We start from the raw sequence: 20,398 nt of genomic DNA on the forward strand, positions 1-20,398 counted from the left end.
TCCTCGCAGACCCACCTTGGCACATCGATGCCGTCGGGGGGCGGTCACATCATCAGAGCCGGTTCGGACCTAGTATGTTCTGCAGCAGTTTTCCTTTCCACGCATTGATTCCATTGGATAATTTGCGAATTGCAAATCCGTGTAGACCGGTTCGATTCCGGTACCCGCCTCCATTCCCCTTTCCGTGTGAACTACAGGTTGGCCGGCTGCGCGTGAACTTCCGCGCAAGATGTTGACGCAGGCACAAAAAGAGGTGAACCCTCCGCAGCCGCACGCTATACTGTGTGGCGACTTGGGAATGCCGCCGGGGCAACTGGCGGCGGCCAAGGATCGAAGCCAGGCAAGGCAAGCCTGTTGGGATCCGCGCGGCGCGAGAGCAGGAGGCACAGGTGGTCGGCAAATTCGTTCTCGGCATGATGTCTGGCGGCCTTCTGGTCGCCGGGGGCCTGGTGGTCGGGTCGGTCGTCGCCCCGCCGCAGAGACCGTCCAAGCCGCCAGCCGCGATGGACACTCCGATCACGTCGCCCGAGCCTGCTGCCGCGGATGCAGGTGCGCCATCCAACCCGGACAAGGCTGAAAGCGCCCTGCCGGACCCCATGCCAGAGGCCGGGGCGGAGGGCGGGGCCGTGCCGCCCGACACGGGCAGGCCGACCGTCGCCGTGACCGGGTCGGATGCACCGGGCACCGCGACCGAGACCGCTGACGCGCCGGCGCCCGCCCCGGTCCCGCCAGAAATCCCCCGGGCCGACAGCGGTCTTGCCGCGCCCGAGCCGCCCGGCGCCGATGCCGCGGCGCTCGCCGACCCTGCCGGTCCTGCCGCGACCGAGGTCACGGCACCGCAAACCGCCGTGCCCCCGGACCGTCCCGCCGAAACACTGGCCGATGCGGCGGCGACGCCCGACCTAGCCCCGCCCGAACCGCCAGCCGCACCGCCAGCCGCGCCGGAGGCCGACGCAACGCTGCTGGCCGACGCCGCCCCCGATGCGGCCGCCGAACCCGGTTCTGCCACACCGGCAGAGACCGCGACGGCGGATTCGGCCAGCGCGGAACCCACGCCTCCCGCGGTCGCGCCGGAGGCCGCAAACGGGTCGGACCCTGCCCCCGCCGCACTGGCCGAAACGGAGCCCGCACCGGAATCGCCGGCCGCACCCGTGGAGGAAAACGCGCCCGAACCGTCGCCCGAGGCCACCCTGCCGCCCGAAGCGCCCCCCGAGGCGGACATGGCCGAGGCGGGGACAGGCGCGCCTTCCGGACTGGATGCCGTGCCCGAGGCGGCGGTCGAGGATCCGGTGCCCCGACTTCCGGGCGTCCAGCCCGATGCGATGCCCGGCACGCCCGAAACGCCGGATGCCGCGACCGGGGAGGGCAACGGCTCGACCTTCGTGCCGGCCCCCCGGCTGGTGCGCCGGGGTGAAGGCGTGATCATCGGGCGCGCCGCCGAGAAGGCCGGACCCGAGGCGGCCGCCGACCCCGCCACCGACCCGGCAGCGGCCGCGGCGCCCGTGCCCGAGGATCCGCGTCCGATCGCCCGCTTTGCCGCGACCTTCGAGAACCCTGCCGCCAAGCCGCCCCTGGCCATCGTCCTGATCGACGACGGCGCCGCCGATCTTGACCGTGCGGGCCTGGCCGCCCTGCCCTTCCCGGTCAGTTTCGCGCTGGATCCGCTGGACCCCGCCACGCCAGAGCGCGCGGCAATCTACCGGGCCGCCGGCCGCGAGGTGGTGATGCTGGTCACCGGCATCGCCCCCGGCGCGCAGGCCTCGGATGTCGAGGTGGCGTTCCAGAGCATGCAACAGGGCCTGCCCGAAGCCGTGGCGGTGATGGACCTGGCCGAACCGACCTTCCAGAGCAACCGGGGACTGGCGGGCGCCGTGGTGCCGATCCTGAAGGCGGGGGGGCGCGGCCTCCTGACCCGCGACGGGGGGCTGAACGCCGCCGACCAGCTGGCGCGGCGCGAGGATGTCGAGGCGGCGGTGGTGTTCCGCGATCTCGACACCGCCGGGACCGACCGCGCCGCCCTGCGCCGGCTGATGGACCGGGCGGTGTTCAAGGCCGGTCAGGATGGCCGGGTGGCGGTGGTGGGCACGGCCTCGCCCGAACTGGCGGCCGCACTTCTGGAATGGACGGTCGAGGGGCGCGGCGCGATGGTGGCGCTGGCGCCGGTGACGGCGGTCCTGAAGGTGGACTGAGGCCCCGCAGGGCAAGGCTCGTCGATGACTGCGTCACGCCTCGCGGGTCCGCCCCGACGAGGAGACGCAGTCGAACGAGGAGGCGGCGCTAGGCGTTCCCCCGGCCCGCGAAGCGGCCCGCATCCTCGGCCGCGCGGCGCAGCGCGTTGGATTTGTTGACGGTTTCCTGGTATTCGGCCTCGGGGTCGCTGTCGAAGACCACGCCGCCGCCGGCCTGGATATAAAGCGTCTCGTCCTTCACCACCGCCGTGCGCAGCGCGATGCAGAAGTCCATCTCGCCGTTGGCGGCGAAATAGCCGACCCCGCCGCCGTAGATGCCGCGCTTTTCGGGTTCGAGCTCGTCGATGATCTCCATCGCGCGCACCTTGGGCGCGCCCGAGACCGTGCCCGCCGGCAGCCCGGCCAGCAGCGCCGAGAGCGCGTCCTCGCCCTCCGCGATCTCGCCCACGACGTTCGAGACGATGTGCATGACATGGCTGTAGCGTTCGATGACGAAGGTCTCGGTCGGCCGCACCGTGCCAACCTTCGCCACCCGGCCCACGTCGTTGCGGCCGAGGTCGAGGAGCATCAGATGTTCGGCGCGTTCCTTCGGATCGGCCAGCAGGTCGGCCTCGAGCGCGCGGTCCTCTTCCGGGGTCGCCCCCCGCTTGCGGGTGCCGGCGATCGGCCGGATCGTCACCTCGCCGTCGCGCAGCCGCACCAGGATCTCGGGCGAGGCGCCGATCACCTGGAAGCCGCCGAAGTTGAAGAAGAACATGAAGGGCGACGGGTTGGTCCGCCTGAGCGAGCGGTAGAGCGCGAAGGGCGGCAGGGTGAAGCGCTGCGACCAGCGTTGCGAGGGCACGACCTGGAAGATGTCGCCCGCGCGGATGTACTCCTTGGCCTTCTCGACCGCGGCCTTGTAGCCCTCGTGCGTGAAGTTCGACACGGCCGGGCCGACCGGCGCGCTGTCGCCGAGGTCGCGCGCGGCCGAAGGCGCGCGGTCAAGGTCGCGCAGCGCGTCCATCACCCGCTCCGCCGCCTGGGCATAGGCCGCCCGCGCCGAGAGGCCGGAGGCGACCCAGGCCGGGGCGACCACCGTCACCTCGCCCTTGACCCCGTCCAGCACCGCCACGACCGAGGGCCGGATCAGTTCGGCATCCGGCAGGCCGAGCGGGTCGGGGTTGACCTGGGGCAGATGTTCGACCAGCCGGATCATGTCGTAGCCGAGATAGCCGAAGAGCCCGGCCGAGACGGCGGGCAGGCCCTCGGGCATGTCGATCCGGCATTCGGCCAGGAGGTCGCGGAGCGTCTGCAACGGATGTCCCGGCAGGTCGGTGAAGGCCTGACGGTCGAAACGCGCCTCGCGGTTGATCGAGGCCTGGCTGCCGCGGCAGCGCCAGACGAGGTCGGGCTTCATGCCGACGATGGAATAGCGCCCCCGCACCTCGCCGCCGGTTACCGATTCCAGCATGAAGGTATCGGCGCGGGCATCGCCCAGCTTCAGCATCAGGCTGACCGGAGTGTCGAGGTCGGCCGCGAGCCGCGCCCAGACGATCTGGTTCCGGCCGGCGTTCCAGCCCGCTTCGAATTCGGCAAAACCGGGCGACAGCTGCATCAGGGCAGGCTCACATGCACGGCGTTGATCGCGGCCTGGTCCAGAGTGATCCCGGCCTCGGCGGTCAGCGCATTGGTGAAGGCGGCGAAGGCGTCGCCGGCGATGGCGCGCTGCGCCTGGGCGGCCAGCGAGGCCTGCATCGCCTCGGCCTCCTCGCCCTCGGTCGCGGCGGGCAGGATGCGGTCCAGCCGGACCACGGCCACGAAACCGTCAGCCTCGATCACCCGGACATCGCCCTCCTTCATGCGGAACACATCGCCCACCAGACTGTCCGGCGCATCGGGGACAAAGCCGTTGCGGTCGATCTCTGGCGTCACGTCCACGATGCCGAAGCTGCCGATCGAGGCGCCACCCTCCAGCGCCGCCTTGATCTCGGTCGCCCGCGCGGCCAGCGCCTTGGCGAGGGCATCCTTGCGCCAGTCCTCGGCCACCTTCTCCTGCGCCTCGTCAAACGGGATCGGCGCGGCCGGCACGATCTCGTCCAGACGCAGGGCGACGAGGCCGCCATCTTCCAGCAGGATGGCCTCGGGGAAGTCGTCCGCCTTCACCGCCTCGGCCGCCTGCCGGAAGGCCGGATAGCCCTCGATCAGCGTATCGCCCGGCCGGCCCGGCACATAGTCGAGCGTCGCCAGCGTCAGCCCGGCCTCTTTCGCCAGATCCTCGAGCGTCGCGCCCCCCGCAAGCAGGTCGTCGATCTCTTCCACGCGATCCGCGATCAGGCGACGGGCGGCATCGGTCTGGAACTCGGCCGCCAGCGTCTCGCGCGCGGCCTCGAAGGTGGTTTCCTGGGCGGCAAGAACGGTTGCGACCCGGAACAGGGCCGGGCCGAGGCTGGAGTCGAGCGGCCCGACCACCTCGCCCTCGGCGGCGGCAAAGACCGCCGGACCGGCGGCATCCAGGTCCTCCTGCTCGACATCGCCGAGGTCAACCGCCTCCAGCGTCAGCCCCCGTTCGGCCACCAGGTCCTCGAAGGACGTCCCCGCGTCCAGCCTGGCCCTGGCGGCCTCGGCCGCGGCCTGGTCGGGATAGACCAGCCGCTCGACGATGCGGCGTTCCGGGATCACGAATTCGTCGATCCGGTCCTGGTAGAGCTTCTTCAGCATCGCGTCATCGACCGGCTGATCCTTGGCGATGGCCTCGGGCAGAAGAGCGGCATAGGTGATGCGCTTGGCCTCTGCCTTGGTGAAGCGGTCGAGATGCGCCTCGTAATGCGCCTTCAGCTCGGCCTCGGTCGGATCCGCCAGGGGGGCGGGCAGGTCCGCCTCGGCCAGCCGCAGCATGGAAAACCCGCGCCGTTCCCCGGCCCAGGCATAGAGCGTATCGGTCAGCGCCTTCGGCGCGACGAAGCCACCGCTGACCGCGCCCTGCAACAGGCTGCGCGAGACGTCGCGGCGCAGGTTGGTCTCGAACTGGGCCTCGGTCAGGTTCTCGCGGTTCAGGGTATAGCGGTAGGCCTCGCGGTCGAAGCTGCCGGTGGCGCCCTTGAACGCATCCATGCGCATCAGTTCCGAGGCCACCACCTCGTCACCGACCGACAGGCCGACCCGTTCGGCCTCGTTGTCCAGCGCGGCGCGGGCGATCAGGCCCTGCACCACCTGCTTGTCGATGCCGAAGGCCAGCGCCTCCTGCACCGAGATCCGCTGGCCGATCTGCTGCGAGAAGGCGTTGACCTGGGTCTGCAGCGCGCGGGCGTAGTCGTCCGTGGTGATGTCGATCCGGCCGACGCTGCCGACCTTGGTCACCCCGCCGGAAAAGCTGGTGACGCCAAAGCCGCCGAGGCCGAGGATCAGCATCCCCATCAGGATCCAGACTGCAACCTCCTGCGCCTTGCCGCGCGGGCGCTTGCCTTCTTCGGTCTGGGTCCTGGCCATGGGTCCGCCTTCGTCTGTTTCGTCCGAGGTGAATAGTTGGAAGCCCCCCGGGGGGCAAGGTCAAGATCGCCCGGGCGCGCGCCCAGTCACGGGCCTGTCAGCGCCGGAAGGCCGCCAGCCGCCGGATCACCTCGCCGATGCCGGCCACATCCACGTTGGCAAAGGCGATGCGGATCTGGCGCCGGCCTGCCTCGGCCCCTTCGGGCTGGAACATGGTGCCGGGCAGCATCAGCAGCGAGGCCTCGGTCACCAGCCGCTTGCAGAGCGCGTCCGAGGCGAGGTCGAAGGGATGTTCGACATAGGCGAAATAGGCGCCGCAGCCGAGCAGTTTCCAGCCCGGCAGCGCGGCGAAGCCCGCAACCATCGCGGCGCGGCGGGCGAGGATCTCGTCCCGTTCCCCCGCCACCCATTGCGCCAGGTTCCGCATGCCCCAAAGCGCGCCGATCTGGCCCAGCTGGCTGGGGCAGATGGCCACGGTGTCGAGGAACTTTTCCGCCTCGGCCAGCCGCGCGGCGCTGGCGACGATGGCCCCGACGCGGTGGCCGGTCAGCCGGTAGGCCTTGGAGAAGCTGTAAAGCTGGATCAGCGTGTCCGACCAGTCGGGATCGGCGAAGAGGTCGTGCGGCGCGCCCGTCCGGCTGTCGAAGTCGCGGTAGGTCTCGTCCACGATGAGCGCGAGGCCCCGGGACCGGCAGAGGTCGCGGAAGGCGGAAAGCGTTGCGGCCGGGTATTCCACCCCGCCGGGGTTGTTCGGGCTGACCAGCACGATCGCCCGCGTCCGGTCGGTGACAAGCGCCGCGGCGGCCTCGGCCGAGGGGATCAGCGTCGGCCCGGTGTCGAGCGGCACGGTCCGCACCGCCGCCATGTCGAGCCACATCTTGTGATTGAAATACCAGGGCGTGGGCAGGATCACCTCGTCCCCCGGACCGGCGAGCGTGGCCAGGACCGTGCAGAAGGCCTGGTTGCAGCCCTGGGTGATGGCGACCTGGGCGGGCGAGACGCTGCCGCCGTAGGCTGCGGACCAGTGCCGGGCGATCTCTTCCCGCAGCGCCGGCAGGCCGAGGACCGGGCCGTAGAGATGGGCCTGCGGATCGTTCAGCGCGGCCTCGGCCAGCGCCTGTCGCAGGGCGAGCGGGGGGCTTTCCACCGGCGCGGCCTGGCTGACGTTGATCAGCGGGCGGTCGGCGGGATAGCTCACGCCCTCGATCCAGCGCCGGGCCTCCATCACCGGGGGCGGTTCGGTCGCGGCGAAGGCGGGGTTCAGCGGCAGGGTCATCGCAGAGGCTCCTTCAGGCGGCAGGCTGGGCGCGCCCGCGCAGCGCCCGCCCTTCCTGCCAGACGAGGCCGATCATCACCAGATCGAAGATGGCCAGCATCAGGAGAAAGGGCGAGCCGGCATGGACGAATTCGCAAAGCTGGTAGGCGACGTAACCCGCGAGCACGACCATGGCGGCGGGATAGGCCCAGACCACCTTGCGCCACAAAACGAGCTTCACCCCGCCATGGGCCAGAAGGTAGAGCGCGTAGAAGTGCTGCGTCGGCACCGGGAAGGACTGCATCGCCCGCAGGGTCCAGCTGGCCAGCGTGTCGGTCGGGTGTTCGGCGATCTGGAAATGCGTGATCCAGTAGTCGAAACGGGCCACCAGCGGATTGGGGGTGAGCAGCAGGCCAAGTCCCGCCAGCGCCTCGGCACTGGTCAGGAGGCCCTTGGTCGCAAGGCGCGCCTCGAACGGCCAGTGCAAAAGCCGCTCGCGGCCTGAACGCAGCATCGGGGCCTCAGTCCGACCCGCGCATCGGCTGGACGTATTGCAGCGCCATGTCCCAGGGGAAGAAGATCCAGGTGTCCTGGCTGACGCTGGTGATGTAGGTGTCGGCCTGCTTCTCGCCCTCGGGCTTGGCATAGACACAGGCGAAATGCGCCTTGGGGTAAAGCCGGCGGATCAGTTCCAGCGTCTTGCCGGAATCCACGAGGTCATCGACGATCAGCACGCCCGCGCCGTCCGTCCCCATGACATCGGGGTTCGGCGCCTTGATGACCTGGGCCTCGCGCCGCTGGTCCTGCTTGCCGCCGCCCGAGTGGTAGGACTTCACGCTGATCGTATCCACCACCCGGATGTCCAGCTCGCGGCTGACGATCATCGCCGGCACCAGCCCGCCGCGCGTGATCCCCACCACCGCCTTCCAGGTCCCCCCCTCGCCCGGACCCTTGCCGTCCAGCCGCCAGGCCAGCGCGCGGGCGTCGCGGTGGATCTGGTCCCAGCTGACGTGAAATCCCTTTTCATGCGGCAGGCGGTCGGCGGACATGGGTTCCTCCTTCAGTTGGCGGCAGTCGTGATGCCGCGCCGGGCGGGACGATGGGTGAGCGAGGCGGAGAGCCGCGCGGCAGGCATCACTGACCGCCGTCCTTGCGGCCCGACAAGAGGTCGATGTCCGGCGCCTCGATCGCCTTCATGCCGATGGCATGGTAGCCCGCATCGACATGCAGGTTCTCGCCCGTAGTGCCGGACCCGAGGTCCGACAGGAGGTAGAGCGCGGCCTTTCCGACCTCTTCCTGCGTCACGTTGCGCCGCAGGGGCGAATTGAGCTCGTTCCATTTCATGATGTAACGGAAATCGCCAATCCCGCTGGCGGCCAGCGTCTTGATCGGCCCGGCGCTGATCGCGTTCACCCGGATGCCGTCCTTGCCCAGGTCCTCGGCCAGATACTTGACCGAGGCCTCGAGCCCCGCCTTGGCCACGCCCATCACGTTGTAATGCGGCATGACCTTCTCGGCCCCGTAGTAGGTGAGCGTCAGCAGGCTGCCGCCCTGCCCCATCATCGCCGCAGCGCGCTGGCAGACGGCGGTGAAGCTGTAGACCGAGATGTCCATCGCCAGGGCAAAACCCGCACGGCTGGTGTCCACATAGCGGCCGCGCAGCTCGTTCTTGTCGGCGAAGCCGATGGCGTGGACAAGGAAGTCCAGCTGCCCCCATTCCGCCTTCAGCGCGGAGAACAGCGCGTCGATGCTTTCGTCGCTGGCCACGTCGCATTCGAAGAGGAGCGGTTTGCCCAACGTCTCGGCCAGGGGTTCCACCCGCTTCTTCAGCGCCTCGCCCTGGTAGCTGAACGCAAGTTCCGCCCCCTGGGCCGCCACGGCCTGCGCGATGCCCCAGGCAATCGACTTGTCATTGGCCAGACCCATGATCAGCCCGCGCTTGCCCTGCATCAGTCCCGTTGACATTCCCGCCCCCTCGCCCACTTTTCGGTGACATTCACGTGTAGGCGAAGCGGGTCCGTCCTTCAAGGCAGGTCCGCACGCCAGGGAAAGGAGCTTCCATGGACCGGTCCGGCATCTTCGAAGGCGACGATCCCTTCGCCATCGCGCGCGCCTGGCTGACCGAGGCCGAGGCGCAGGAGCCGAACGACTCCAACGCCATCGCGCTGGCCACGGTCGATCCGCAGGGCATGCCCAATGTCCGCATGGTGCTGCTGAAGGAGATCGAGGACGACGCATTCGTCTTCTACACCAACTACGGCTCGGCCAAGGGCCGGGAGATCGCGGCCTCGGGCAAGGCGGCCTTCGTGCTGCACTGGAAATCGCTGCGCCGCCAGATCCGCGTCCGCGGCACCGTCACCCGCGAGGATGGCCCGAAGGCGGACGCCTATTTCGCCAGCCGCAGCCTGAAATCCCGTCTCGGGGCCTGGGCCAGCCGGCAATCCGAACCTCTCGGCTCGCGCGAGGCGCTCATGGCCGAGGCGGCGCGCGTGGCCGTCACCAAGGGCCCCAATCCCCCCCGCCCGCCCTTCTGGGGCGGATTCCGCATCACGCCGGTCGAGATCGAATTCTGGGCCGACGGCGCATTCCGGTTGCACGACCGCTTCCGCTGGCGCAGGATTGACGACGGGTCAGCCTGGGACATCACCCGTCTGAACCCATAGACCTGTTGATCGTAGCGCAAAAATAGTTGCCCATCTGCCGAATTGCCCTTGATCCCGGCCAGAGATTTCCGCCATCAGTGCGACCTAGGGCTCATTCTGGGGAGAAGGCTCTGTCAATGACGGAAGAAGACGAGACCGTGCAGACGGTGCATGGTCGTGTGAAGTGGTTTGATCCATCCAAGGGTTTCGGGTTCATCGTATCGGACCAGACGGATGCGGACATCCTGCTGCACGCAAACGTATTGAGGAATTATGGTCAGGGCTCCGTCGCCGACGGCGCCGGAATCGAGGTGCGCATCCAGCGCACGCACCGCGGCGTACAGGCGATCGAAGTCACCCGGATCGACCCGCCCGAGGGTGCCGTGCTGCCCTTCGGCGAGGATGCCGCGCAGATGGTCAGCGCCGATATCCTGGCCTTGCCGCTAGAACCGGCCCGGGTGAAGTGGTTCGACAAGGGCAAGGGCTTCGGCTTTGCCAATGTGTTCGGCCGCCCCGAGGACATCTTCATCCATGCAGAGGTGCTGCGCGTTTCGGGTTTTGCCGATCTCGGTGCCGGCGAGGCGGTCGCCTTGCGGGTAATCGAGGGGCGGCGCGGCCGGATGGCGGTCCAGGTGGTTTCCTGGGAAGCCGCAAGCCGGGCCAGGCCATGAGGCCAGGGCGGCTGGCGCTGGTCCTTGCGGCCCTGCCCGGCGCGGCCTGGGCCGAGGCGGCCTGCGCGCCCGACCGGCTGGACATCCGCTGGCAGGGCGGCCGCGAGAGTTTCGCCGTCGAACTGGCCGACGACCCGGCCGAGCGTGCCCGGGGCCTGATGTTCCGCGAAAGCCTGCCCGCCGCGCAGGGCATGCTTTTCGTCTATGACACACCCGGAAGGCCCTCCTTCTGGATGAAGAACACGCTGATCCCGCTGGACATGATCTTCGCCGATCCGACCGGGACCGTGACCCGCGTGCATGCCAATGCCGTTCCCGGCGACCTTACCCCGATCGACGGCGGCCCCGGGGTGATGTTCGTGCTGGAAATCAACGCGGGCCTCGCCGCCAGGCTCGGCATCGCCCCCGGCGCGGTCCTGCGCCATCCCTCGATCCCGGCCGCCTCGGCCGCCTGGCCCTGCGACGGCTGAGCCTTTTCTTTCCCGGTCGATGCAGTTAAGGGTGACGCTGTCGGGGCGTAGCGCAGTCTGGTAGCGCGACGGTTTTGGGTACCGTAGGTCGCGAGTTCGAATCCCGCCGCCCCGACCATCCGGCCCCCGACCCTGCACTTGCCCTTTTCCCAAATACTCCCGCCGGAGGCCCCGGCCCGTCCGGCCGGGCGCGCCGGCTCCGGTCAGGCCCGGTGCAGCCTTGCCGTGCGGCGATGCAAGGCGCATATCCCTCGGGAAAGGGGACCCCGATGTCCATTGCCTTCGACCACTCTTATGCCCGCGATCTGCCCGGCACCTACCTGCGCGTGGCGCCTGATCCCGCGCCCGCTCCACGGCTTCTGGCCCTGAACACTCCGCTCGCTGCCGAACTTGGTCTGGACATCACCGAAGCCGAGGCCACGGCCTGGTTCTCGGGCGCGGCGCTTCCGCCCGGGGCCGATCCCATCGCCCAGGCCTATGCCGGCCACCAGTTCGGCGGCTTCTCGCCGCAGCTCGGCGATGGTCGCGCGCATCTCCTGGGCGAGGTGATCGCACCCGGTGGCCGACGCTTCGACATCCAGCTCAAGGGCTCGGGCCGCACGCCCTTCTCGCGCGGCGGCGACGGCAAGGCGGCGGTCGGCCCGATGCTGCGCGAATTCCTCATCTCGGAGTTCATGGCCGCCATGGGCGTGCCCACCACCCGAGCGCTGGCCGTCGTGGCCACCGGAGAGGAGATCTGGCGCGAGACGAAACTGCCCGGCGCGGTGCTGGCGCGGGTCGCGGCCAGCCACCTGCGCGTGGGCACCTTCCAGTTCTTCGCCGCGCGCGGAGAGACGGCCAAGGTCCGGGCGCTGGCCGACCATGCCATCGCCCGCCACTACCCGGATCTTGCCGGGGCCGAGACCCCCTATCTCGCGCTGTTCGACGCCGTGGCGGCCCGCCAGGCCCGGCTGATCGCCGAATGGATGGGCCTCGGCTTCATCCATGGCGTGATGAATACCGACAACATGGCGATCAGCGGCGAGACGATCGACTACGGGCCCTGCGCCTTCATGGAGGCCTATGCGCCGGGCACCGTCTTTTCCTCGATCGACCACCAGGGCCGCTACGCCTATGCCAACCAGCCGCTGATCCTGGGCTGGAACCTGGCGCGGCTGGCCGAGACGCTGCTTCCGCTCTTCGATCCCGTGCCGGACCGGGCAGTCGAGATCGCCAACGACCGCCTTGCGGGCATCGCCGACCGCTACCGGGCCGAATGGGTCGGGGTCATGCGGCGCAAGCTGGGACTTGTCGGCGAGGAGCCGGGCGATGCGGCACTGGCAGACGACCTGATGGCCGCGATGGAGGGCGCCGACTGGACCCTGACCTTCCGGCGCCTCGCCGACGAGGCTGCGCTCCGCCTCCTCGTTCCGGACTTCTCGCGGATGGAAGCCTGGCTGCCCCGCTGGCGCGCCCGGGCCGGAGACGGGGCGGAAGGCCGGATTGCCCGGGCGAATCCGGCCGTGATCCCGAGGAACCACAGGGTCGAGGACGCCCTTTCCGCCGCCACCGCGGGTGACCTGGCCCCGTTCCACGCCCTTCTCGCCGCGATCCGGCAGCCCTTCGTCGAGGCCGAACCCTTCATCCTGCCCGCCCCGACCGGCTTTGGCCCCTACGTCACCTTCTGCGGCACCTGACAGTGGGCTCCTCGTTCGACTTCGTCGCCTCGTCGCGAGCGAGGAGTGACGAAGTCGACGACGAGCGCGCCCCGCAGATTGACGCCCCCGCCCTTCCCCGCCACCATGTCGTCATGGCCGACCGCTCCGACATCCACGACCGCCTCGCCGCCTCGCTCCGCACGGCGCGCAAGGCGCGCGGGCTGTCGCTCGACGCCATCGCAAAACTCTCCGGCGTCTCCCGCTCGATGGTCAGCCAGATCGAACGCGGCGAATCCTCGCCCACGGTCGCGACGCTCTGGGCGCTGACCCAGGCCCTGCAGCTGGACTTCGCAGGCCTCCTCGAGGGCCGCCCCGCCCCCGGCATCGAGGTCATCCGCGCCGGGTCCGCCCCGGTGATCCAGCGGGGCGGCGTCACCATCCGCATCCTCTCGGCCCCCGAAAGCGTCGGCCAGCACGAGGTCTACGAGCTCGCCTTCGCCGCCGACGCCCGGCTCACCTCCGACCCCCATTCCCCCGGCTGCCGCGAGCACCTGACCGTCCTCGAAGGACACCTGACCGTGACCTCGGGCGAAGCCAGCGACAGCCTCACCCCCGGCGATGTCGCCCGCTACCCCGCCGACCGCCCGCACCAGATCGCGGCCAAGGGTGCCGCACGCGCCATCCTGATCGTCCAGGACAGTTGACCGGCCCCGGGGGTTTCACACCCCCGGACCCCCGTGGAGTATTTGGGAAAGAGCAAATCGATCTCCGCTATGAAGGATTCTTTTCCGTCAAGTTGACACATGACGCAGCTCGATGCACATTCCGCCAAATCGGAAAGGTTTCTGCCATGACGGAAACGGCCTTCCTGAGCCACATCGCCGCCATTCTCGCCCAGATCGAGGCGGAGGGGCTGATGAAGCGTGAGCGGCTCATCACCGGGGCGCAGGGGGCGCACGTCCGGATGGCGGGGCGCGAGATGCTGAACCTCTGCGCGAACAACTACCTCGGTCTGGCGGACGACCCCCGCCTGATCGCCGCCGCCAAGGCCGCGATGGACGACCACGGCTTCGGCATGGCCTCGGTCCGCTTCATCTGCGGCACGCAGGACCTGCACCGGCGGCTGGAGAGCCGCCTTGCGCGGTATCTCGGCCACGACGACTCCATCCTCTTCGCCGCCTGCTTCGACGCCAACGGCGGACTGTTCGAGCCGCTTCTCGGCCCCGAGGACGCGGTCATCTCGGACGCGCTGAACCACGCCTCGATCATCGACGGCATCCGGCTCTGCAAGGCGAGGCGCTACCGCTATGCCAACTCCGACATGGCCGATCTCGAGGCGCAACTGAAGGCCGCGAAGGCCGACGGCGCCCGCTTCGTCCTGATTGCCACCGACGGCGTCTTCTCGATGGACGGCTACTACGCCAGACTCCCCGAAATCCGCGCATTGGCAGACGCTTACGGAGCGCTGGTCATGGTCGACGATTGCCACGCCACCGGCTTCACCGGCCCGAAGGGCGCCGGCACCCCTGCCCGCGCCGGCGTCCGGGTCGAGATCCTGACCGGCACCCTCGGCAAGGCGCTTGGCGGGGCCCTCGGCGGCTATGTCGCCGGCCCACAGCCCGTGATCGACCTTCTCCGCCAGCGCGCGCGGCCCTATCTGTTCTCGAACGCCCTGCCCCCCGCCGTGGTCGGCGCGGCGCTTGCCGCGCTCGACATCGTGGAGCAGGCGGACGACCTGCGCGCGCGCCTTGCCGACAACGCCCGCTACTGGCGCGCGGGCCTCACCGCCGCGGGCTTCACCCTCCTGCCCGGCGACCACCCGATCATCCCGGTCATGCTGGGCGACGCAAGGCTCGCGCAAGCAATGGCCGCCGATCTCAACACCCGCGGCGTCCACGTCGCGCCCTTCTTCTTCCCCGTCGTCCCGAAAGGCGCCGCCCGCATCCGCACCCAGATGAACGCGGCGCTCACCCGCGCGGACCTCGACTTCGCGCTGGACGCCTTCACCGCCGCCGGCAAAGCCACGGGAGTCCTGAAATGACGAATGAAATGAAGGCTCTGGTCAAGGCCCGCCCCGAGCCCGGACTCTGGATGGAAACCCGTCCCGTCCCCGACATCGGCCCCGACGACGTGCTCATCAAGATCCACAAGACCGGGATCTGCGGCACCGACATCCATATCTGGAACTGGGACGACTGGGCGCAAAGGACTGTCCCGGTGCCGCTGGTGACGGGCCACGAATTCGCGGGGATCATCGTCGAGAAGGGCCGCAACGTCGAAGGGCTGGAGATCGGGCAGCGCTGCTCGGGCGAAGGCCACCTGATCGGCAAGACCTCGCGGCAAAGCCGGTCTGGGCGCTTTCACCTCGACCCCGAGACCCGCGGCATCGGGGTGAACGAACCCGGCGCCTTCGCCCAGTATCTGCGACTGCCCGCCTTCAACGTCGTACCCCTCCCCGACACGATCGACGACGAGATCGGCGCGATCCTCGATCCCCTGGGCAATGCCGTCCACACCGCGCTGAGCTTCGACCTGATCGGCGAGGATGTCCTCATCACCGGCGCCGGCCCCATCGGCATCATGGCCGCCGCCGTCGCCCGCCATGTGGGCGCCCGCCACGTCGTCATCACCGACATCAACCAGGCACGGCTCGACCTGGCCGGGCAGGTGGCCGACGTGATCCCGGTGAACGTCGCCACCACCGATCTGAAGTCGGTCTACGCGGGCCTGCACATGACGCAGGGCTTCGACGTCGGGATGGAGATGTCGGGCAGCCAGGCCGCGCTCGACCAGATGGTCGAACACATGGTGATGGGCGGGCGCATCGCCATGCTCGGCATCCCGCCCGGCAAGTCGCCAGTGGACTGGAGCCGCATCGTCTTCAAGGCCATCACCATCAAGGGCGTCTACGGCCGCGAGATCTTCGAGACCTGGTACAAGATGATCGCCATGCTGGAAAACGGGCTCGACATCCGCCGCGTCATCACCCACCGCTTCAAGGTGGCCGAGTTCCAGGACGGTTTCGCCGCGATGCGGTCGGGGCTGTCGGGCAAGGTGGTGCTGGACTGGACCTGACCGCGCCCGGCCACGCCCGTTTCATCCGTCCGCAAGCCTCCCCGCCAAAGGCAAACCCCGAGCCCGTCGCACGGCCGGTGCCCGCACGGAGGCGAGAAGGCTGCCTTGCGCCTGCCGAGGCGCCCGACCCGATGAAGCTGCGGCCCGTGCGCTCGTCCTGACATCGTCGCCGCGGAAATGCCCCGAAAAGGCCCGAAGCGGTTAATCCTTCGCTAACCATCTGGCGGCGACGCTTGGGGGGATGGGACAGGAGGAGCGGATCATGGACGGATCACACCAGACCGGCCTTGCCGAAGCGTCCGGCAGGTTTGTCGGGGCCACCGAACCGCCCCGGGCGCCGAACCTGGCTCCGGTGCCGGACCCGGACCCGGTCCTGGACCCGATCCTGGCCCCGGTCCTGGCCAAGGGCCGCCGCTTTCGCGTGCGCAGGCTCAGTCTGGCCCCGGGCGAAGCGACCGCGCTGCAATCCCACCTGCACCGGTCAGAGCATTGGGTGGTGGTCGAAGGCACGGCCGAGATCACGCTGGGCGTCCGCGCGCGGCTGGTGCAGGAAGGCGAAGCGGTGCACATCCCGCTTGGCCAGCCGCACCGGCTGGAAAACCCCGGCCGCCTTCCGGTCACGCTGATCGCCGTGGAAACCGGCGGCTATCTCGGAGAGGACGACGTGCTGCACCACAACTGAGCCCTCCTCGCTTCCTCCGGTCGCTCGTCGGAGGCCGCACGCGAGGAGCGACCGAAGGAAGCGACGAGCGCCGGGATGGCAAGGGCCGCCTGAACACGGCGCGCAAGCCATTGATTTCCCGCGCGCCACCCAAGCGTCAAGTGCCGGCGCACCGGCCGAAACCCCGGTTTACACGGCCCGCCGCATCGGCGATAACCGGCCGGTAGCCGCCTGGGTCCGACCGATGCTCCTCCTGATCGACAACTACGACAGCTTTACCTACAACCTCGTCCATTACCTGGGCGAGCTTGGCGCGGATGTCGTCGTGAAGCGCAACGACGCGCTGGATGTCCAGGACGTGATCGCGATGCGCCCCGAGGTCATCGTCCTCTCCCCAGGTCCCTGCGATCCCGCCCAGGCCGGCATCTGCCTGCCGCTGACCCGCGCCGCCGCTACGGCGGGCATCCCCCTTCTCGGCGTCTGCCTCGGCCACCAGACGATCGGCGAGGCCTTCGGCGGCAAGGTCGTCCGCTGCCATGAGATCGTCCACGGCAAGATGGGCACCATGCATCATTCCGGGAAAGGCGTGTTCCGTGGCCTGCCCTCGCCCTTCCAGGCGACGCGCTATCATTCGCTGGTGGTGGACCGCGCCACGCTCCCCGCCGAGCTTGAGGTCACCGCCTGGCTGGAAGACGGGACGATCATGGGCCTGCGCCATCGCCAGCACCTGATCGAGGGCGTCCAGTTCCACCCCGAATCCATCGCCTCGGAACACGGCCACCAGCTTCTGCGCAACTTCCTCGACGAAGCCAAGGCACGGGTCCCGGCATGAGCGACACCCTGAAGCCGCTGATCGGCATTGCCGCCAACCGTCCCCTGACACGGGCCGAGGCCGAAGCCGCCTTCAACGCGCTGTTCGAAGGCGAAGGCACCCCGGCGCAGATGGGCGGCTTCCTGATGGCGCTCCGCACAAGGGGCGAGACGGTGGACGAATACGCCGCCGCCGCCTCGGTCATGCGGTCGAAATGCAATGCCGTGAAGGCCCCGGCGGGGGCCATGGACATCGTCGGCACCGGGGGCGACGGCAAGGGGACGCTGAACATCTCGACCGCCACCGCCTTCGTCGTGGCCGGCGCGGGCGTCACCGTGGCCAAGCACGGCAACCGCAACCTGTCGTCCAAGTCCGGCGCCGCGGATGCGCTGACCGAGCTTGGCCTCAACGTGACGGTCGGCCCCGACGTGGTCGAGAAATGCCTCAGCGAGGCCGGCATCGGCTTCATGATGGCGCCGATGCACCATCCCGCGATCCGCCATGTCATGCCGGTGCGCGCGGAACTCGGCACCCGGACGATCTTCAACATCCTCGGGCCCCTCACCAACCCCGCCGGGGTGAAACGCCAGCTGACCGGCGCCTTCTCGGACGCGCTGATCCGGCCGATGGCCGAGACGCTCCTTGCCCTGGGCTCGGAAAAGGCCTGGCTCGTCCACGGCTCGGACGGCACCGACGAGCTGACCATCTGCGGCCCGACCTCGGTCTCGGCGGTGGAAAACGGCGCGGTGCGGGATTTCACGGTGCATCCCGAGGATGCGGGCCTTGCCCCCCATCCGTTCGAGGCGATCCTTGGCGGCACCCCGGCCGAGAACGCGGCGGCCTTGCGCGCCCTGCTCGACGGCGCGCCCGGGGCCTATCGCGATGCCGTCCTTCTGAACGCCGCTGCCGCTCTTGTGGTGGCCGACAAGGCGGGAACCCTGACCGAGGGCGTGGCGTTGGCCCGTGAGGCGATCGACTCCGGCGCGGCAAGGGCCAAGGTCGATGCGCTCCGCCGACTGACGAACGCCTGAGAGGCCCCATGTCCACCATCCTCGACCGCATCAAGGCCTACAAGCTGGAGGAAGTGGCCAGGGCCAAGGCCGCCACCCCTCTGGCCGAGATCGAGGCCGCCGCCCGTGCCGCCGCCCCGCCGCGCGGCTTTGCCCGCGCCCTGCGCGAGGCCACCCTCACCGGCTATGGCCTGATCGCCGAGATCAAGAAGGCGAGCCCCTCCAAGGGGTTGATCCGCGCGGATTTCGACCCTCCGGCGCTGGCCAGGGCCTATGAGGCCGGGGGCGCGACCTGCCTGTCGGTCCTGACCGACGCGCCTTCCTTCCAGGGCGCCGACGAATATCTGGTGGCGGCCCATGACGCGGTCTCGCTGCCCTGCCTGCGCAAGGATTTCCTTTATGACCCTTACCAGGTCGCCCAGTCGCGCGCGCTGAACGCCGATTGCATCCTGCTGATCATGGCCTCGCTGGACGATGCCCAGGCGGCGGAACTCGAGGCCACCGCGATGGACTGGGGGATGGACGTGCTGATCGAGGTTCACGACCAGGCGGAACTGGAGCGCGCGGCGCTGCTCAAGTCGCCGCTGATCGGGATCAACAACCGCAACCTGCACACCTTCGAGGTGACGCTGGACACCACCCGCAAACTCGCGCGGCGTGTGCCCGAGGACCGGATGATCGTCGCCGAAAGCGGGCTTTACACCCCGGACGACCTGGCCGACCTCGCGCAATACGGGGCGCGCTGCTTCCTGATCGGCGAAAGCCTGATGCGGCAGGCGGACGTGACCGCTGCGACGCGGGCGATCCTCGCCCGCCCCCTGACCGCGCAGGGCGGGCTATGAGCGGGCTGTCGCATTTCGACGACCGGGGCCAGGCCCATATGGTCGATGTCTCGGACAAGCCGGTGACCGACCGCATGGCCGTCGCGGCGGGCGCGGTGCGGATGACGGCCGAGACGCTGGCGCTGATCACCGAGGGCCGGGCGAAGAAGGGCGATGTCCTGTCCGTCGCGCGGCTGGCCGGAATCATGGCGGCGAAGAAGACGGCAGACCTGATCCCGCTTTGCCATCCGCTGCCGATCACGAAGGTCGCGCTGGACCTGACCCCTGACCCCGCATTGCCGGGTGTCAGAATCGAGGCGACCGTCAAGACCTCGGGCCAGACCGGGGTTGAGATGGAGGCGCTGACCGCCGTCTCGGTCGCGGCGCTGACGGTCTATGACATGGTCAAGGCGGTCGAGAAGTCCATGGTGATCGACGGCATCCGGCTGATCCTGAAAGACGGCGGAAAATCAGGCCGTTACGAGGCGACGTGATGATAACGGTCGAAGAGGCGCTGACCCGCTGCCTGGCGCTTGTCGCGCCGCTCCAGCCGGAAACCGTGCCGCTGGCCCAGGCCGCCGGCCGCTGGATGTGCGCCTCTGCCGTGGCCACCCGCGACCAGCCGCCCTTCGCGGCCTCGGCGATGGACGGCTATGCGGTGCAGGGCAACCCCGGGCCGGACGACAATTTCCTGGTGATCGGCGAGGCCGGCGCCGGCCATGCATTCGAGGGCACCGTCGGCCCCGGCCAGGCGGTGCGCATCTTCACCGGTGCCCCGGTGCCCGAGGGCGCCACGCGGGTCATCATCCAGGAGGATGTGGTCCGGCTGGACGACCGGATCCTGCTGAAGGAAGGGCTCGACACCGCCACCCATATCCGCCCCCGCGGCCAGGATTTCCGGGCCGGGGACAGCCTCTCCCCCCGCCGCCTGCGCCCGACCGACCTGGCGCTTCTGGCCGCCATGAACATCCCCGTCGTGCAGGCCACGCGCAAGCCGGTGGTCGCCCTTGTCGCCACCGGCGACGAGCTGGTGATGCCGGGCGAAGACCCGCGCCCGGACCAGATCATCGCCTCGAACGGCTTTGCCCTGAAAGCGATGGTCGAGGCCGCGGGGGGCGAGGTACGCCTGCTGCCCATCGCGCGCGACACCGAGGCCGAACTCCGCATCGTCCTCGACCTGACCGAAGGCGCGGACCTGGTCGTCACCATCGGCGGGGCCTCGGTCGGCGATCACGATCTGGTCGGCAAGGTGGCGGGGCTGGAGCACAGTTTCTGGAAGCTGGCGCTGCGCCCCGGCAAGCCGCTGATGGCGGGGCGGCTGAACGGGGTGCCGATGCTGGGTCTGCCGGGCAACCCGGTCAGCGCCATCGTCTGCGGGCATCTGTTCCTTCTGCCGATGGTCCGGGCCATGCTGGGCGACCCCGCGCCTGCGCCCCTTCCCCGCAAGGCCCGCCTGACGGTGGACCTGCCCGCGAACGGCCCCCGAGCGCATTACATGCGGGCGCGGCTTGTGCAGACCGACGGCCTGCCCGAGATCGCGCCTTTCGACCGGCAGGACTCGGCGCTGCTGTCGATCCTCGGCCAGGCCGATGCGCTGCTGATCCGGCCCATCGACGCCCCCGCCTGTCGCGCCGGGGACACGGTGCCCTACCTGCCGCTCTGACCCCTTGTGGATATCTCTTGACACA

At 69.5% G+C, this 20,398-nt stretch carries 20 protein-coding genes and 1 tRNA gene; 15 read left to right on the top strand and 6 right to left on the bottom strand.

Features of this window, described 5'->3' with window-relative positions:
- Positions 1 to 389: 389 nt before the first annotated feature.
- A complete protein-coding gene (locus FL625_RS14370; protein ID WP_149589373.1) occupies positions 390 to 2,189 on the top strand; it encodes a divergent polysaccharide deacetylase family protein in 1,800 nt (599 codons plus the stop codon).
- Positions 2,190 to 2,277: 88 nt separating this feature from the next.
- Here the strand turns inward: FL625_RS14370 and trpE are convergent, their stop codons facing one another.
- The 6 genes from trpE to fabI all read right to left on the bottom strand — a co-directional run bounded on the left by trpE (position 2,278) and on the right by fabI (position 8,877).
- Entirely contained in the window at positions 2,278 to 3,786 is a 1,509-nt protein-coding gene (gene trpE / locus FL625_RS14375) for an anthranilate synthase component I (protein WP_149589374.1), read from the bottom strand.
- On the bottom strand, positions 3,786 to 5,657 hold the full coding sequence (locus FL625_RS14380; protein WP_149589375.1) for a peptidylprolyl isomerase: 1,872 nt from the start codon (positions 5,655 to 5,657) through the stop codon (positions 3,786 to 3,788). The genes trpE and FL625_RS14380 overlap by 1 nt, the downstream gene beginning before the upstream one ends.
- Positions 5,658 to 5,754: 97 nt before the next feature.
- Positions 5,755 to 6,933 carry an aminotransferase gene (locus FL625_RS14385; RefSeq protein ID WP_149589376.1) on the bottom strand — a complete coding sequence of 393 codons (1,179 nt, stop codon included), beginning with the start codon at positions 6,931 to 6,933 and terminating at the stop codon, positions 5,755 to 5,757.
- A 13-nt stretch (positions 6,934 to 6,946) separates the two neighbouring features.
- Positions 6,947 to 7,426: a DUF2127 domain-containing protein gene (locus tag FL625_RS14390; RefSeq protein ID WP_149589377.1), complete on the bottom strand. Its 480-nt coding sequence runs from the start codon at positions 7,424 to 7,426 to the stop codon at positions 6,947 to 6,949.
- Positions 7,427 to 7,433: 7 nt separating this feature from the next.
- Positions 7,434 to 7,961: a xanthine phosphoribosyltransferase gene (gene gpt, locus FL625_RS14395; protein WP_149589378.1), complete on the bottom strand. Its 528-nt coding sequence runs from the start codon at positions 7,959 to 7,961 to the stop codon at positions 7,434 to 7,436.
- Positions 7,962 to 8,046: 85 nt separating this feature from the next.
- Positions 8,047 to 8,877 (bottom strand): enoyl-ACP reductase FabI, encoded by an 831-nt coding sequence (gene fabI, locus FL625_RS14400; RefSeq protein WP_149589379.1) that lies wholly within the window; start codon positions 8,875 to 8,877, stop codon positions 8,047 to 8,049.
- Between the two features lie 95 nt (positions 8,878 to 8,972).
- On the opposite strand from fabI, the gene pdxH reads away from it, so the two are divergent.
- The 14 genes from pdxH to FL625_RS14470 all read left to right on the top strand — a co-directional run bounded on the left by pdxH (position 8,973) and on the right by FL625_RS14470 (position 20,373).
- Positions 8,973 to 9,575 carry a pyridoxamine 5'-phosphate oxidase gene (gene pdxH / locus FL625_RS14405; protein WP_149589380.1) on the top strand — a complete coding sequence of 201 codons (603 nt, stop codon included), beginning with the start codon at positions 8,973 to 8,975 and terminating at the stop codon, positions 9,573 to 9,575.
- Positions 9,576 to 9,691: 116 nt separating this feature from the next.
- A complete protein-coding gene (locus FL625_RS14410; protein ID WP_149589381.1) occupies positions 9,692 to 10,225 on the top strand; it encodes a cold-shock protein in 534 nt (177 codons plus the stop codon).
- Positions 10,222 to 10,695, top strand: coding sequence for a DUF192 domain-containing protein (locus FL625_RS14415; RefSeq protein WP_149589382.1), 474 nt, complete (start codon positions 10,222 to 10,224; stop codon positions 10,693 to 10,695). Before FL625_RS14410 ends, FL625_RS14415 begins: the two co-directional genes overlap by 4 nt.
- A 41-nt stretch (positions 10,696 to 10,736) precedes the next feature.
- Positions 10,737 to 10,813, top strand: a tRNA-Pro gene (locus FL625_RS14420).
- Positions 10,814 to 10,964: 151 nt separating this feature from the next.
- A complete protein-coding gene (locus FL625_RS14425) occupies positions 10,965 to 12,371 on the top strand; it encodes a protein adenylyltransferase SelO (RefSeq protein ID WP_160147786.1) in 1,407 nt (468 codons plus the stop codon).
- A gap of 113 nt (positions 12,372 to 12,484) precedes the next feature.
- A complete protein-coding gene (locus FL625_RS14430) occupies positions 12,485 to 13,036 on the top strand; it encodes a helix-turn-helix domain-containing protein (protein ID WP_149589384.1) in 552 nt (183 codons plus the stop codon).
- A 146-nt stretch (positions 13,037 to 13,182) separates the two neighbouring features.
- Complete coding sequence (gene kbl, locus FL625_RS14435) at positions 13,183 to 14,373, top strand: glycine C-acetyltransferase (protein ID WP_149589385.1); 1,191 nt, start codon at positions 13,183 to 13,185, stop codon at positions 14,371 to 14,373.
- 8 nt (positions 14,374 to 14,381) lie between these two features.
- Positions 14,382 to 15,407 carry an L-threonine 3-dehydrogenase gene (tdh, locus tag FL625_RS14440; protein WP_149589434.1) on the top strand — a complete coding sequence of 342 codons (1,026 nt, stop codon included), beginning with the start codon at positions 14,382 to 14,384 and terminating at the stop codon, positions 15,405 to 15,407.
- Positions 15,408 to 15,669: 262 nt separating this feature from the next.
- Positions 15,670 to 16,089 carry a phosphomannose isomerase type II C-terminal cupin domain gene (locus tag FL625_RS18515; protein ID WP_268815784.1) on the top strand — a complete coding sequence of 140 codons (420 nt, stop codon included), beginning with the start codon at positions 15,670 to 15,672 and terminating at the stop codon, positions 16,087 to 16,089.
- Between the two features lie 223 nt (positions 16,090 to 16,312).
- Positions 16,313 to 16,900 carry an anthranilate synthase component II gene (locus FL625_RS14450; protein WP_149589387.1) on the top strand — a complete coding sequence of 196 codons (588 nt, stop codon included), beginning with the start codon at positions 16,313 to 16,315 and terminating at the stop codon, positions 16,898 to 16,900.
- The gene (gene trpD, locus FL625_RS14455; RefSeq protein WP_149589388.1) at positions 16,897 to 17,910 is read left to right on the top strand and encodes an anthranilate phosphoribosyltransferase; all 1,014 of its coding nucleotides are present in this window, start codon (positions 16,897 to 16,899) and stop codon (positions 17,908 to 17,910) included. The genes FL625_RS14450 and trpD overlap by 4 nt, the downstream gene beginning before the upstream one ends.
- 8 nt (positions 17,911 to 17,918) lie before the next feature.
- Positions 17,919 to 18,731, top strand: a complete 813-nt coding sequence (gene trpC / locus FL625_RS14460; RefSeq protein WP_149589389.1) for an indole-3-glycerol phosphate synthase TrpC — start codon at positions 17,919 to 17,921, stop codon at positions 18,729 to 18,731.
- Positions 18,728 to 19,204: a cyclic pyranopterin monophosphate synthase MoaC gene (moaC, locus tag FL625_RS14465; RefSeq protein WP_149589390.1), complete on the top strand. Its 477-nt coding sequence runs from the start codon at positions 18,728 to 18,730 to the stop codon at positions 19,202 to 19,204. Before trpC ends, moaC begins: the two co-directional genes overlap by 4 nt.
- Complete coding sequence (locus FL625_RS14470; RefSeq protein WP_149589391.1) at positions 19,204 to 20,373, top strand: molybdopterin molybdotransferase MoeA; 1,170 nt, start codon at positions 19,204 to 19,206, stop codon at positions 20,371 to 20,373. The genes moaC and FL625_RS14470 overlap by 1 nt, the downstream gene beginning before the upstream one ends.
- Positions 20,374 to 20,398: the final 25 nt, after the last annotated feature.

It is taken from the genome of Tabrizicola flagellatus, from assembly GCF_008271465.1.
Classification (GTDB): domain Bacteria; phylum Pseudomonadota; class Alphaproteobacteria; order Rhodobacterales; family Rhodobacteraceae; genus Tabrizicola; species Tabrizicola flagellata.